Origin of the sequence: Herbiconiux flava (genome assembly GCF_013409865.1) — a bacterium.
GTDB classification, from domain to species: Bacteria; Actinomycetota; Actinomycetes; order Actinomycetales; family Microbacteriaceae; genus Herbiconiux; species Herbiconiux flava.
Genome location: NZ_JACCBM010000001.1, coordinates 2,409,427 through 2,423,718, shown reverse-complemented (window position 1 = coordinate 2,423,718; position 14,292 = coordinate 2,409,427). Strand labels below are relative to the sequence as shown.

Genomic DNA, 14,292 nt, shown 5'->3' with positions numbered 1-14,292 from the left:
TTCGCCGAGCCTCGGCCGACGAGCTCGCCCGTCAGCCGAAGAGGTCGATCGGCTTCACGATGTCGGCGTAGACGAGCAGCGCGGTCATGCCGCCGAACAGGATGACGACCGCGAAGGTCAGCGGCATCAGCTTCGCCGCGTCGACCGGCCCCGGGTCGGGGCGCTTGAAGAGCTTGGCGACGAAGCGGCGGATGCCCTCCCAGAGCGCCGACACGACGTGACCGCCGTCGAGCGGGGTGAGCGGCACGAGGTTGATCACGAGCAGCGCGATGTTCAGCGAGCCGAGGAGGCCCAGCAGGCTCGCGGCCTTGGAGGCGAGCGGGATCGTGTCGATCGAGGCGATCTCGCCGGCGACGCGGCCGACGCCGACGACGCTGATCGGTCCGTTCGGGTCGCGCTCACCCGAGCCGAAGGCGGCCTGCGCGACGTCGTAGAGGCGCTGCGGCAGGTTCGCCACGAGGGCGACCGTGTGGCCGATGTTCTCGCCGATGAACGCGGGCACCGCGGTGATCGGCTGGGGCACGAGCTCGCTGGCGGCGCCGATTCCGACGAAGCCGACCTCCTCGGTGAGGTTCTGACCGTCGGCGCCGGTGGCGATCTTGCCGTCGTCGCCGTAGACGTAGCGCTCGGTGAGGAGCGGGGTGAGGCTCAGGGTCTGCTCGGCGCCGTCGCGCTCGACGACGACCGGAAGGGTCTCGCCGGCGGCGTCGCGGATGATCGCCGTCGACTGCTCCCAGGTGTCGATGGGCGTGCCGTCGATGCTGACGAGGGTGTCGCCCGGCTGCAGCCCGGCGGCGGCACCCGGAGAGGGCTGGTCGCCGGCCTCGCAGGTCTGGCGCTCGCTCGTGGCGGGCAGCACGCACGCCGAGACGCTGCCGATGGTGGTCGAGGACTGGGCCGTGCCGAAGCCGACGAGCGTGATCGAGAAGAAGAGCACCGCGAGCACGAGGTTCATGAACGGTCCGCCGAGCATGACGATGACGCGCTGCCAGACAGGCTTGCGGTAGAAGGCGCGGTCGTCCTCGTCGACACCGATGGTGAGCTGGGACTGCTCGCGCGCATCCTGAGCCATCGACTGGAAGAAGCCCGTGCTGTTCGCCACCGCCTTCTGGCCCTGGCGACGCGGCGGGAACATGCCGATCATCGAGATGTAGCCACCGAGCGGGATGGCCTTGAAGCCGTACTCGGTCTCGCCCTTGCGGCGCGAGAACACGGTCGGGCCGAAGCCGATCATGTACTGCGTGACCTTGATGCCGAACAGCTTCGCGGGCACCAGGTGGCCGACCTCGTGCAGGCCGATGGAGACGGCGAGCCCGACGGCGATGATGAGCACGCCGAGAATGAACTGCAGGACCGTTTCCACACGAGGACACTACCCGCCGCCCCGATGGCGGCGCTGACCGTTGGCTGAACGGATGCTCGACGCGCGCGGTGCCGCTAGTGCGCGGCGATCAGCTGGTCGGCGGTGGCCCGCGCCCAGAGCTCGGACTCGGCGAGCGATTCGCGGGTGACCGTCTCCCCCGGCATCTCGTGGGCGTCGACGACCCGCTGAACCGTGTCGACGATATCGAGGAAGCCGATGCGCCCCGCGTGGAACGCCGCCACCGCCTGCTCGTTCGCCGCGTTGAACACCGCCGGGAAGCTGCCGCCCGCCCGGCCGACCTGCTTGGCCAGCGCGACGGCGGGGAAGGCGACCTCGTCGAGCGGGGCGAAGGTCCACTCGTGCGAGGCCGTCCAGTCGAGCGGGGTGCCGACGCCGGCGACGCGGTTCGGCCAGTCGAGACCGAGCGAGATCGGCAGCCGCATGTCGGGGGGCGAGGCCTGGGCGATGGTCGACCCGTCGACGAACTCGACCATCGAATGAACGACCGACTGCGGATGCACGGTCACCTCGATGTCGGCGTAGGCGACGTCGAACAGCAGATGCGCCTCGATCACCTCGAGGCCCTTGTTGACCAGGGTGGCGGAGTTGGTGGTGACGACGAGGCCCATGTCCCAGGTGGGGTGGGCGAGGGCCTCGCCCGGCGTGACGTCCTTCATCTGCTCGCGGGTGCGTCCGCGGAAGGGGCCGCCGGAGGCGGTGAGCACGAGCCGGGACACCTCGGCCGCCGTGCCCGAGCGGAGCGCCTGCGCTATCGCGGAGTGCTCGGAGTCGACGGGCACGATCTGGCCGGGGCTCGCTGCGCCGCGCACGAGGTCGCCGCCGACGATGAGGCTCTCCTTGTTCGCCAGGGCGAGGGTGCGTCCGGCCTCGAGGGCGGCGAGGGTCGGGCCGAGGCCGACGCTGCCGGTGATGCCGTTCAGCACGACGTCGGCGTCGATGTCGCGCACGAGCTGCTCGGCCTCGATCTCGCCGAGGCCGGTGTCGGCGACGCCGAACTCGGCGGCCTGGGCGTCGAGCACCGTGCGGTTGGATCCGGCGACGAGGCCGACCACCTCGAAGCGCTCGGGATTGGCCCGGATCACGTCGAGCGCCTGAACGCCGATGGAGCCGGTGGAACCGAGGATGATGACGCGTCTCACCCCGCCATCATCCCGCATCCGCCCCGGTTACGCCGAGGCGGGTCGCCGACGGGCCGCCTGCTGCCGTCGCGCACGCCTGGCGGGTGCCGAGCGCGTGGTGAGGTCGGCAGCCGGCTCGCGTGCGCGAACGCCCCACTCGTCGCAGAGGTGCTGGGATCGCCGGCGACCGTGGGTGGGCTGCGACCGCGGGTGGACTGCGACCGCGGGGTGGACTGCGACCGCGGGTGGACCGCGACCGCGGCCGCGCGGGACCGCGAACGGGGCCGCGCGGAACCGCGGACGGGGCCAGCCTCGGTGGAGGTCGGCCCCGTCGGGGTGGTGCGGTTGCGGGCGGGCTACGCCGAGGCGCTGGCCAGGATGTCGACCACGAAGACCAGGGTGTCGGTGCCCGAGATGCCGGCGGCGGTGTTGCCCTCGCTGCCGTAGCCGAGCTCCGGGGGAATGACGACGAGCACCTGCGAGCCGACCGTCTGGCCGACGAGGGCGGCGGAGAAGCCCTTCACGACGCCCGTGGTCTGGAACGTGGTCGGGCCGCCGGTGCCCCAGCTCTGGTCGAAGACCTTGCCGGTTCCCCAGATGACGCCCTGGTACTGGACGGTGACGTTGTCGCCGTCGCCGACGACCGCGCCGTCGCCCTTCTTGAGGGTCTCCATCTCGAGCTCGGTCGGCGGGTCGGCGTCGGGGATCGTGACCGTCGGGGCGCCGTCGTCGGCGAGTTCGACGGTGGGGAAGCCGTCCTGCGCGGGCTGGTCGACGCCGTCGGCCCGGTCGGGGATGATCGCCTCGACGTCGGCCACCATGACGAGCGAGTCGCTCGCCGCGACGCCGAGCGACTCGTTGCCCTGGTCGCCGAACGCCTCGGCCGGCGGGATGACCGCGACGACGCGCGACCCGACCGTGCTGCAGAGCACGGCCTTCAGAAGGCCCGGGATGTACTGCGTGTCGTCGGTGCTGAGCTGCAGCGCGGTGCCGCCCTCGTCGAGGGTGGAGAAGACCTTCGTGCCGCTGGTGCCGTTGTAGACCGTGAAGTCGACGGTGGCGGTCATGCCGGTCTCGATGGTCTCGCCGTCGCCCTCGATGGCGACGCTGCGCTCGGTGGTGTCGACGTTCAGCGGGCCGGTGAAGCTCGTGGTCGGCAGGGCGCCGAAGTCGCCGGTGACGGTGACGGCCTTCGAGGCGCTGCCGTCGGTGGCGCACTGGACGGCGTCGGCGGCCGGCGACGAGGTCGCGTCGTCGGACGAGGGGGTCGAGGCCGAGCAGCCGGCCAGCAGGAGCGTGGCGGCGACGGCTGCGGCGGCGAAGGCCGGGAGTGAGCGCATGAGTCCTCTTCGTGACAGTGGGGGGAAGGGCCCAGTCTCGCCCAGCCGCCTTGCAGCAAGCTGGTGACGCGCTGGGAGCGGCTCAGGCCGTGGGCGTGCCGGGGGCCGGCGCAGGGGCCGGGGCCGGGGCCGGGGCGGGGGCCGGCGCATGGCCCGGGACCGGGGTCGGCGCAGGAGTCGCCGGAGCGGGGGCGTCGCGCTTCGGGTTCTGGATGCCCGCGAGGGAGACGAGGCCGCCCGCCATGAAGACGATCGCCGTGACGAGCACCACGCGGTGGAAGCCCTCGAGGTCGAGCACGGCCGTTCCGGCGATGAGGCTGGCGAGCGCGACCGCGATGAGGCCGGCGACCCGCGAGACCGCGTTGTTCACCGCCGAGGCGATGCCCGAGCGCGCCGGGTCGATGGCACCGAGGATGGCCGCCGTCAGCGGCGCGACCGTGATCGCCATGCCGAGGCCGAAGACCACGATGGCCGGGAGGACCTGGGTGAGGTAGTCGGCGCTCTCGTCGACCCGGAGCATCAGCAGGAACCCGGCGCCGGCGAGGATCGGACCCACGGTCATGAACAACCGCGGCCCGAGGCGGCCCGACAGCCGCCCGAACAGCGAGGACAGGCCGATCAGCAGCAGGCTCGTCGGGATCATGGCGAAACCCGCCTCGGTGGCGGTGTAGCCGGCGACCTGCTGCAGGAACACGGCGATGCTGAAGAAGCCGAGCGAGAGCGCCCCGTAGATGAGGAACGTCGAGATGTTGCCGACCGAGAAGTTGCGCACCCGGAACAGCGACAGCGGCAGCATCGGCTGCGATGCCCGCCGCTCGTGCACGAGGAAAGCGGCGAAGGCCAGCACCCCGACGATCAGCGGCACCAGCACGACCGGTGAGCCCCAGCCGAAGTTCGCCTGCTCGATCAGCGCGAACACCGGCAGCCCGAGCCCGAGGATGCCGAGCACGGCCCCGAACACGTCGATGCGGGCGCCCGTGGTGTGGTGGGCGTCGTTCGGCAACTTCGCCACGAGCACGACGGCCACGATGATCGGAAGCACGTTGATGCCGAACACCAGCCGCCAGGTGAACTGGTCGACCAGCACCCCGCCGAGGATCGGCCCGGCGATGTTGGCCACGCTGGTGAACGCCGTCCAGGTGCCGATGGCGCGGCTCTGCGCCGGCCCGCTGAAGTTCGCGAGGATGAGCGCCAGCGACGAGGGAACGAGCAGCGCCCCGGCCACGCCCTGCAGCCCGCGCGACACGATCAGGAACTCGATGGTGGGGGCGAACGCGCAGGCGAGCGACGTCAGCCCGAACCCGAGGAGCCCGACGAGCAGCACCCGCTTGCGCCCGAAGACGTCGCTCAGCGACCCCGCGAGCAGGATGACCGCGCCGAGGGTGATGAGGTAGGCGTCGACCACCCACTGCTGCGACGACAGCTCGCCCCCGAGCTCGCGGCTGATGGCGGGCAGCGCCACGTTGATCACCGTCGCGTCGAGGAACGAGATGAACGCGCTCAGGATCGCCACGACCAGCACCAGCCGCTGGGGGGAGGACATCTTCTCGGCCATCTGCTCAGTCTCGTGCATCCGTGCCCGCCCGACGACGGCAGGATGTCGAATGTGCGCCGATCCGCCGTAGGGTGTGGCTGTGCAGGAGGAGACTCGCGCCGCAGCCGAGCGGGCGGCATCCGTGCAGGCCGCTGCCGACGGCGCCCAGCGCACCCTCGACCGCACCTTCTCGATCCGCGCGATCCCCGGTGCCGCCTTGAACGTCGCCCCGCCGAGCCTCGGCCGCCTCCCGCAGCTGCTCCCCCTCAACCACTGGTGGCTCTCCCACCTCGTCGACGCCCGCCTCGACGCCTTCCACCGCACCGGCGACGAACGCCGCCTCCGCCAGGCCGAGAGCGTGCTGCGCCTCCTCCGGATCCGCAACCGCGGCCTCGCCAACGACTACTTCGACGACATGGGCTGGCTGACCCTCGCCCTGATCGGTCTCTTCGACGCCACCGCCGACCCACGGCACCTCCGCGACGCCGAGACGCTCTGGCAGCGCATCCGCACCCGTGGCTGGAACGACCACGAGGGCCCGAGCGTCGCCTGGCGCGAGCAGCAGCCCGACTACAAGAACGCTCCGAGCAACGGCACCTTCGCCCTCGCGTCGGCCCGCCTGCACGCCCGCACGGGTGACCCGCGCTACCGCGTCGCGGCCGACGAGACCGTCGCGTGGCTCCAGCAGCGTCTCGTCGCCGAAGACGGCACGGTGCTCGACGGCGTCAACCGCCAGGGCGACCACCGCGTCGACACCGACTGGGTCTTCAGCTACGACCAGGGCGTGGTGGCTGCCGCCGTGCTCGAGCGGGCCTGGGTTCCGGATGCCCCGGCCGCCGCCGCCCGCATCGCCCGCGCCGCGCTCCCCCGCCTCGCCCCGCACGGTCTCGTCGAGGGCGAGACGGCCCGCGCCGACCACCCCGGCGGCGGCGACGCCGGCCTCTTCAAGGGCATCCACGTGAGATACCTGGCCGAGGTCGCCGCAGCCCTGCCCACGGGTGCCGACCGGGAGACGCTCACCCACTTCATCGCCGGGTCGACGGATGCCCTGATCCGCACCCGGTCCGCCGAGGAGACCGGCCGCGTGGGCGACGACTGGAGCCGCCCGGCCCCGCCGGTCACGTTCCTCTCGACGCAGCTCGCGGCCACCCTCGCGCTCGAGGCGCGCTGGCGCCTGGACCGGACGACCCCGGCCCCCGTCCCCGCCTAGTCCCGCTCCACGACGTGCACCTCGAGCCGAGGGCGCCCGCCCGCCGGCGCGGCGACGTCAACCGTCACCGTGCGCGCGAGATCCACCCCCGGCGGCCCGGTCAGCGGCCGGATGCCCGCCACCCCGTCCACCGCGACGACGAACCGCTGCCACCCCTCCTCGACGGGCGCGGCGGCGACACCTCCCCCGGGAAACGACGGATCGGCGATCGACGCCCTCACCCGCACCGCCCCGACCTCGCTCACGGCGACCGCCGTCAGCTCCACCGTCCGGCTGATGGCCGACGTCGCAGCGCCGGTGGCGCCCACCAGAGCGAGAGCCTCGGCCCGGAACACCTGCCCGAGCGTTCCCCGGAGCGTCCGCCCGACCAGGACGAGGTGCACCGCATCCAGGCCGCTCATGCCGTCGGGACGATGAGCCACGGCATCCCCGCCACTCGTGCCGGCGGGACGATCAGCCGACGACGACACGCGGCTCGTGCCGCACAGGGAAGTTCACCGAGTTGGCGATGAAGCACGCCTCACCCGCCTCGTGGTGCAGGGTCGCGAACAGCTCGTCGTCGAGAGGCGCCGAGACGGTGACGACGGGATGGAGCGTCACGGAGGTGAACCGGCCCCCGTCGCCCTGCTGTTCCATGGTGCCCTCGGCGGCATCCGTGTAGTCGGTGACGACCACGCCGTGCTTCACGGCGACGTGCAAGAAGGAGAGCATGTGGCACTCGGCGAGGGCGGCGAGCAGCAGCTCCTCGGGGTTCCAGCGGTCGGCGTCGCCGTGGAAGGTGCGGTCGGCCGAGGCCTCGAGGTCGTGCTTACCGGCGGCCGTGACGACGCTCTGCCGACCGTACTCGCGGTAGCCGCTCGTGCCGGTGCCGCGATTGCCAAGCCAGGCGACATCGACGCTGTAGTGATGCTCACGATTCACCCGGCCATGCTAGCGCGGGGCCACAGGAAGGCTGGCCTAAACTCGGAGGACTATGACTGACATCCTCGACACCCCGGTCGCCACCCCCGTCTACACGGTCCCCCAGGAGCGGAAGATCGTCACCGCCGTTCCCGGACCGAAGTCCGAGGAGCTGCACCGCCGACGCCTCGAGGTCGTGCCGCCCGGTGTGTCGAGCGCGCTGCCGGTGTACATCGCGAAGGCGAACGGCGCCATCCTGGTCGACGTCGACGGCAACCAGTTCATCGACCTCGGCGCCGGCATCGGCGTCACCACGATCGGCCACACCGAGGCCTCGGTGGTCGCCGCCGCCGCGGCCCAGCTGCAGGACGTGACGCACACGCTGTTCACCATCACGCCCTACGAGGAGTACGTGCGGGTCGCCGAACTGCTCGCCCAGCACACCCCCGGCGACTTCGCCAAGCGCACCGTGCTCGTGAACTCGGGCGCGGAGGCCGTCGAGAACGGCGTCAAGATCGCCCGCAAGCACACCGGCCGCAACGGCGTCGCGGTGCTCGAGCACGCCTACCACGGCCGCACCAACCTCACGATGGCCATGAACTACAAGGCCTCGCCCTACGCCACCGGCTTCGGCCCCTTCGCCGGCGACGTCTACCGCGCGCCCAACTCGTACCCGTACCACGACGGCCTCTCCGGCACCGAGGCCGCGGCCCGCACCATCGCCTACCTCGAGAAGACGGTGGGAGCTGCCGACCTGGCCTGCCTCGTCGTCGAGCCCATCCAGGGCGAGGGCGGCTTCGTCGTGCCGGCCGAGGGCTATCTCACCGCGCTGCAGGAGTGGTGCACCGCCGAGGGCATCGTGTTCATCGCCGACGAGATCCAGTCGGGCATGGCCCGCACCGGCGAGTACTTCGCGAGCACCCACTTCGGCCTGGTGCCCGACATGGTGCTCTCGGCGAAGGGCATCGCGGGCGGCCTGCCGCTCGCGGGTGTCACCGGCCGCGCCGAGATCATGGACTCTGCGCAGCCCGGCGGCCTCGGCGGCACCTTCGGCGGCAACCCCGTCGCGGCGGCGGCCGCGGTGGCCGTGTTCGAGTCGATCGAGTCGAACGACCTGCTCGCCGAGGCGGCCCGCATCGAGACCGCTCTGGTCGGCGGCCTCACCGAGCTGCAGCGCAAGTACGACATCATCGGCGAGATCCGCGGCATCGGCGCGATGATCGCGATCGAGCTCGTGCAGCCCGGCACCGCCGACACCACGAAGGCCCCCAACACGGATGCCGTCAACGCGATCGTGTCCTACGCGACCCAGCGGGGTGTGCTCGTGCTCACGGCCGGCACCTACGGCAACGTGCTGCGATTCCTGCCGTCGCTCGCCACGAGCGACGCGCTGATCGCCGACGCGCTGTCGGTCATCGACGAGGCGTTCGCGCAGCTGTGAGCGGGCAGCACGCCCGGGTCAAGCCGGTGAGCGAGTCCGGGATGCGCAAGTCCGGCATGCGAGGGGCCGGTACGCCCGGGGCCGGCACTCCCGGCACCGCCGGTCTCGCCGAGTCGGTCGAGCTCGCCGTGCTCGAGCGCAACGGCTTCGTCGAGTCGCGCCACATCGGCTCGGCCGTCGTGCTCGACGCCACGGGCGAGGTCGCGATCGCGGTCGGCTCCCCCGAGCTCCCCGTCTACCCTCGCTCGTGCATGAAGCCGTTCCAGGCGCTGGCCGTGCTCGAGTCGGGCGTCGAGCTCGACCCGGTGCAGACCGTGCTCGCCACGGCGAGCCACGCGGCCACCCCCGAGCACGTGCGCGTGGTCGACTCGATCCTCGAGAAGGCCGGCCTCGACGCCGACGACCTCGGCTGCCCGCCCGACTGGCCCGGTGACTCGGCCGCGCGTGACGGCGTCATCCGTGCGCACGGGCATCAGGAGCGCATCCTGATGAACTGCTCGGGCAAGCACGCCGCCATGCTGCTCGCCTGCGTGCAGAACGGGTGGGACACGGCGAGCTACCTCGACCCGGAGCACCCGCTGCAGCAGCGCATCCTCGCCGTGGTCGAGCGCGAGACCGGTGCTCCGGTCGCGCACTCGGGCGTCGACGGATGCGGTGCTCCCGTGCACGCGATGTCCCTCGTCGCCCTGGCCCGCGGCATCGGCCGTCTGCGCCGGGCCACCGAGGGGCCGGCGAGGCAGCTCACCGAGAGCATCCTCGCGAACGGGTGGGCGATCGACGGGCCCGGGCGGGCGAACACGGTCGTCATCGACCGCCTCGGCGTGGTGGCGAAGCTCGGCGCCGAGGGGGTCATGGTGATGGCGACGCCGGATGGCGCATCCGTCGCCCTGAAGATGCTCGACGGCAGCCTGCGCGCGGCCACGGTCGTGGCGCTCGAGCTGCTCGCCCGGCACGGCTCACTCACCCGCGAGCAGGTCGCCGAACTCACGCCCGAGCTCGGCCTGGCGGTCTACGGCGGCGCGAACCCCGTCGGCACCATCCGCGTCTCCCCCACCCTGTAGAGGGCCCACCCTGTAACGGGCCCACGCTGTAGCGGGCGTCAGCCCACCTGCCGCGCGAGCCGCTTCGCCCGCGTCAGCCCATCTGCCGCGCGAGCCGCTTCGCCCGCGCCGCCCGCGAGACCTGCGTCACCACCACGATCACGATCGCCAGCAGGAACACCGCCGACGCGATCACGTTCACCTGTGCCGGGATGCCGCGAGCGGCAGCGATGTAGATGAACTTCGGGAAGGTGTCGACCGCGCCCGAGTTGAAGTTCGTGATGATGAAGTCGTCGAACGAGAGCGCGAACGACAGCAGCGCCGCCGCCGCGATTCCGGGGATGAGCAGCGGGAACGTGATGCGCCAGAACACCTGCCCGGGCGATCCGTAGAGGTCACGCCCGGCCTCCTCGAGCGCCGGGTCGAGCGACGCCACGCGCGCCTTCACCGTCACGACGACGAAGCTGATGCAGAACATGGTGTGGGCGAGGATGATCGTGCCGAGCCCCTTCTCGGCGCCCACCGTCAGGAACTGCGCGGCGAGGCCGGCACCGAGCACGACCTCGGGGGTCGCCATCGGCAGGAACAGCAGCAGGCTGATCGCCGACCGTGCCTTGAAGCGGTAGCGCACCAGCGCGATCGCGATCAGGGTGCCGAGCGCCGTGGCGAGCACCGTCGCGACGAGACCCACGAGGATGCTGTTGCCGAACGCCTCGCAGAGCCCCTGCGTGTTGCACACCGTGAGCCACTTGTCGAGCGTGAACCCCTGCCAGGCGATGTTGAGCTTGCCCGAGTCGTTGAACGAGAAGACGAAGGTGTACGCGATCGGGATGAGCAGGAAGACGAGGGCGATGATCGTGTAGATCCAGAGCCCGAGGCCCTTCGTGCGGCGGTTCATACGAGGTCCTCCGTTCCCGAGCGGCGCACGTAGACGCCGACGATCACCAGGATGACCGCCATCAGCACGATCGACAGCGCGGCGGCCGCCGGGTAGTTCTGCAGCACGAGGAAGTTCGCCTCGATCGCGTTTCCGACCATCGCCGTCGACGAGGAGCCGAGGAAGTCGCGGCTCGCGTTGATGTAGTCACCGGCCGCGGGGATGAAGGTCAGCAGCGTGCCCGAGACGATGCCCGGCATCGACAGCGGGATGGTGACCTTGCGGAACACCGTGAACGGGCTCGCGTAGAGGTCGGCCCCCGCCTCGATGTAGCGCAGGTCGAGCCGTTCGAGCGTCGCATAGAGCGGCAGCGTCATGAACGGGATGAAGTTGTACGTCAGACCGAAGATCACCGAGAAGGTGGTGCCGGTGAGGTGCCCGTCCGAGGGCAGGATCGCGACCGCCTTGAGCGCCTGCACGATCGGCCCCTCATCCGACATGATCTGCTTCCAGGCCAGCGTGCGCAGCAGGAAGCTGATGAAGAACGGCGCGATCACGAGCGTCAGCAGCAGGCTCTGCAGGAGCGGCCAGCGCCTGGCCTTCACGCCGATGACGTAGGCGATCGGGTAGCTGATCACGAGCGCGAGCACGGTCGCGACGAGCGCGTAGCCGAACGCGCGAAGGATGAGCGGCCAGTACTCCCCCACCGAGTCGGTGTAGTTCTGCCAGTTGAAGCCGGCCTGGTACTCGCCGATGTCGCCGTCGAGCACGGGCTGCTGGAACGAGGTGAGCACCAGCGAGATCAGCGGAGTGAGGAAGAACAGGACGAGGTACAGGATGCCCGGCAGCAGCAGCACGAGCGCGACGAAGCTCCGCTTCCTCGGCGCCTGTTCGACGGCCGGGGTGGAGGCGAACGCGGTGAAGGCCATGCCCGCGCCCTACGCCTGCTCGAGCTCTTCTTCGAGCGCGATGCGGCGCTGGACGGCGATCGACTCGGTCGAGTCATCCGCCACGAAGCGCGGCACGGTGCCGGGCTCGTCGTCGAGGCCGAAGCCGTGCTCGACGTTCCACGACAGCCACACCTCGGCGCCCACGTTCACCACCGGCCCGAACACCATGTTCTGCGCGAACACGACGAGCTCGCCCACGTGCGGCACCTCGACGAGGTACTGCGTGCTGACGCCCGAGAAGGATACGTCGGTGACCCGCCCCGGGCCGAGCACGTTGCGCCCGGTCACCGTGGCCGGCGCCTCGGTGAGCAGCGTGACCTTCTCGGGGCGAACGCCGATCGCGACCTCTCCCGCGTGACGACGGCTCCGGATGCGCGGCACCACGATCGACACCCCGGCCACGTCGACCCTGATGTGGTCGGGCCCGCTCGCGACGACGTCGCCCGTGAACAGGTTCGACTGGCCGAGGAAGTTGGCGACGAACGCCGTGCGGGGCAGCTCGTAGAGCTCCTCGGGCGCACCGAGCTGCTCGATGCGGCCCTTGTTCATCACCGCGACGGTGTCGGCCATGGTCATGGCCTCCTCCTGGTCGTGGGTGACGTGCAGGAAGGTCAGGCCGACCTCGGTCTGGATGGTCTTGAGCTCGAGCTGCATCTGTCGCCGGAGCTTCAGGTCGAGGGCGCCGAGCGGCTCGTCGAGCAGCAGCAGGGCCGGGCGGTTGACGATCGCACGGGCCAGCGCGACACGCTGCTGCTGGCCGCCCGAGAGCTGCGCCGGGCGCCTGGACGCGAGGTGGTCGAGCTCGACCAGCTTCAGCGCCTCGTGCGCCTTCGCGACCGCGTCGCCGATCCTGCGGCGCTTCAGCCCGAAGGCGACGTTCTCGAGGATCGTCATGTGCGGGAACAGCGCGTACGACTGGAACACCGTGTTCACCGGCCGCTGGTAGGGCTTCGTCTCGGTGACGTCCTTGCCGCCGATCAGGATCTTCCCCTCGGTGGGCTCCTCGAGCCCGGCCACCAGCCGGAGCGTCGTCGTCTTGCCGCAGCCGGAGGGGCCGAGCAGGGCGAAGAACGAGCCCGCCGGGATCGTCAGCTCCAGGTCTTCGATGGCCGTGAAGCCGGGGAACCGCTTGGTGATGCCGGTCAGCTGGAGGTCGGCGCCGCTCTCGGCGAAGGATGCGATGGCCATCAGCTGCCCAGCAGCACCTTCTGGAACTGGGCCTGGTAGTCGTTCTCCTCCTGCGGGGTGAGGGTGCGGAACACGTGCACCGTGCTCAGCGTGTCCTCGTCGGGGAAGATCAGCTGGTTCGCCGCGAGCTCGGGATCGATGGCGTCCATCGCCTCCTTCGCTCCGTTGACGGGCGTCACGTAGTTGACCCAGGCGGCGAGCTCGGCCGCGACCTCGGGCTCGTAGTAGTAGTTCATGACGGCCTCGGCATTGGCCTTGTGGGTCGCACCCATGGGCACGACGAAGGTGTCGTTCCAGAGCGTGCCCCCCGCATCCGGGATGGCGAACTCCCACTTGTCGCCCGCCTGAGCGTTCAGCGAGGTGATGTCGCCCGACCAGCAGATGGCGGCGTAGGTGTCTTCGGACTGGAGGTCGTTGAGGTAGGCGTTGCCCTTGATGTTGCGGATCTGGCCGTTCTCGACCTGCTCGGTGAACGCATCCATGGCGTTCGCGAACTCGTCGTCGCCCCACTCGCCGGTGATGTCGGTGCCCTGGTTCAGCATGATCAGGCCCATCGTGTCGCGCATCTCGCTGAGCACCCCGACGCGGCCCTTGAGGTCGGCGGCCCAGAGGTCGTCGACCGACTTGAGGCCGTTCGGCACCTTCTCCTTGTTCCAGCAGATGCCGGCGAAGCCGCCCTGCCAGGGCAGCGAGAGGTTGCGACCCTTGTCGAAGTCGGGGTTCGCGAAGCTCTCGCTGAGGTTGGCGATGTTCGGGATGTTCGCGTGGTCGAGCTCCTGGAGGTAGCCGTTCCGCACGAGGCGGGCGACCATCCAGTCGGTGAGGCAGACCGTGTCGGCGCCGATGGCCTGGCCGAGCGCGAGCTGGTCCTTGACCTTGGCGTAGTAGCTGTTGTTGTCGTCGACGGCAACGTTGTAGGTGACCGTGATGCCGGACTGGTCCTCGAAGCCCATCAGGGTCGGGTAGTCGCCGGCGTCGTCCTCGTCCATGTAGGCGGGCCAGTTGTCCCAGGTGAGGGTCTTCTCGGTGGCGCTGACGTCCTTCGCCGGGGTCAGCTCCTTCTTCTCGCCCGGGGCGCACGCGGCCAGGGCGAGGGCCGTGGCTCCGACACCCGTGGCGCCGAGGAAACCGCGTCGAGTGAGCTGAAGAGCCCGGGCACGCTGCAGTGCCTGGGAGTGTTTGATCGCCTGCAGGATCTGGGGGTCTCGCGGAGTGTGCACGGTCATCATCCTCCCTGAAATGAGTGACTCGATACTGGCACACGGGTGCTTCAGGGAGTTAGCGCGAACGACGAAAAACACACCCGCGAA

The 14,292-nt window shown here is 70.7% G+C and carries 13 protein-coding genes; 3 read left to right on the top strand and 10 right to left on the bottom strand.

What is annotated here, in order from left to right; genetic code table 11:
- Nucleotides 1-31 precede the first annotated feature (31 nt).
- The 4 genes from BJ984_RS11670 to BJ984_RS11655 all read right to left on the bottom strand — a co-directional run bounded on the left by BJ984_RS11670 (nt 32) and on the right by BJ984_RS11655 (nt 5,397).
- Complete coding sequence (locus tag BJ984_RS11670; RefSeq protein WP_179548168.1) at nt 32-1,363, bottom strand: M50 family metallopeptidase; 1,332 nt, start codon at nt 1,361-1,363, stop codon at nt 32-34.
- Between the two features lie 74 nt (nt 1,364-1,437).
- Entirely contained in the window at nt 1,438-2,523 is a 1,086-nt protein-coding gene (dxr, locus tag BJ984_RS11665; protein WP_179548167.1) for a 1-deoxy-D-xylulose-5-phosphate reductoisomerase, read from the bottom strand.
- 335 nt (nt 2,524-2,858) lie between these two features.
- Nucleotides 2,859-3,842 carry an FKBP-type peptidyl-prolyl cis-trans isomerase gene (locus BJ984_RS11660; protein WP_179548166.1) on the bottom strand — a complete coding sequence of 328 codons (984 nt, stop codon included), beginning with the start codon at nt 3,840-3,842 and terminating at the stop codon, nt 2,859-2,861.
- A gap of 82 nt (nt 3,843-3,924) precedes the next feature.
- Complete coding sequence (locus tag BJ984_RS11655) at nt 3,925-5,397, bottom strand: DHA2 family efflux MFS transporter permease subunit (RefSeq protein WP_246306458.1); 1,473 nt, start codon at nt 5,395-5,397, stop codon at nt 3,925-3,927.
- 79 nt (nt 5,398-5,476) lie between these two features.
- Here BJ984_RS11655 and BJ984_RS11650 point away from each other — a divergent pair, with 79 nt between their 5' ends.
- The gene (locus BJ984_RS11650) at nt 5,477-6,586 is read left to right on the top strand and encodes a glycoside hydrolase family 76 protein (RefSeq protein WP_179548165.1); all 1,110 of its coding nucleotides are present in this window, start codon (nt 5,477-5,479) and stop codon (nt 6,584-6,586) included.
- Here the strand turns inward: BJ984_RS11650 and BJ984_RS11645 are convergent.
- Together BJ984_RS11645 and BJ984_RS11640 are read right to left on the bottom strand one after the other, a co-directional pair.
- Nucleotides 6,583-6,987 (bottom strand): hypothetical protein, encoded by a 405-nt coding sequence (locus BJ984_RS11645; protein ID WP_179548164.1) that lies wholly within the window; start codon nt 6,985-6,987, stop codon nt 6,583-6,585. The genes BJ984_RS11650 and BJ984_RS11645 overlap by 4 nt on opposite strands.
- 52 nt (nt 6,988-7,039) lie before the next feature.
- The gene (locus BJ984_RS11640) at nt 7,040-7,507 is read right to left on the bottom strand and encodes an OsmC family protein (protein ID WP_179548163.1); all 468 of its coding nucleotides are present in this window, start codon (nt 7,505-7,507) and stop codon (nt 7,040-7,042) included.
- 52 nt (nt 7,508-7,559) lie between these two features.
- On the opposite strand from BJ984_RS11640, the gene gabT reads away from it, so the two are divergent.
- Nucleotides 7,560-8,927, top strand: coding sequence for a 4-aminobutyrate--2-oxoglutarate transaminase (gene gabT / locus BJ984_RS11635; RefSeq protein ID WP_179548162.1), 1,368 nt, complete (start codon nt 7,560-7,562; stop codon nt 8,925-8,927).
- Nucleotides 8,928-8,983: 56 nt separating this feature from the next.
- Nucleotides 8,984-9,988 (top strand): asparaginase, encoded by a 1,005-nt coding sequence (locus BJ984_RS11630; RefSeq protein WP_179549436.1) that lies wholly within the window; start codon nt 8,984-8,986, stop codon nt 9,986-9,988.
- 73 nt (nt 9,989-10,061) lie between these two features.
- On the opposite strand, the gene BJ984_RS11625 is transcribed toward BJ984_RS11630, so the two are convergent.
- Genes BJ984_RS11625 through BJ984_RS11610 form a run of 4 tightly spaced genes read right to left on the bottom strand, consistent with a single transcriptional unit; the run spans nt 10,062 to nt 14,208 of the window.
- Nucleotides 10,062-10,865, bottom strand: a complete 804-nt coding sequence (locus tag BJ984_RS11625) for an ABC transporter permease (RefSeq protein WP_173180724.1) — start codon at nt 10,863-10,865, stop codon at nt 10,062-10,064.
- Nucleotides 10,862-11,773: an ABC transporter permease gene (locus tag BJ984_RS11620; RefSeq protein WP_179548161.1), complete on the bottom strand. Its 912-nt coding sequence runs from the start codon at nt 11,771-11,773 to the stop codon at nt 10,862-10,864. The genes BJ984_RS11625 and BJ984_RS11620 overlap by 4 nt, the downstream gene beginning before the upstream one ends.
- A gap of 9 nt (nt 11,774-11,782) precedes the next feature.
- The gene (locus BJ984_RS11615; RefSeq protein ID WP_179548160.1) at nt 11,783-12,982 is read right to left on the bottom strand and encodes an ABC transporter ATP-binding protein; all 1,200 of its coding nucleotides are present in this window, start codon (nt 12,980-12,982) and stop codon (nt 11,783-11,785) included.
- On the bottom strand, nt 12,982-14,208 hold the full coding sequence (locus BJ984_RS11610; RefSeq protein ID WP_246306457.1) for an ABC transporter substrate-binding protein: 1,227 nt from the start codon (nt 14,206-14,208) through the stop codon (nt 12,982-12,984). Before BJ984_RS11610 ends, BJ984_RS11615 begins: the two co-directional genes overlap by 1 nt.
- Nucleotides 14,209-14,292 lie beyond the last annotated feature (84 nt).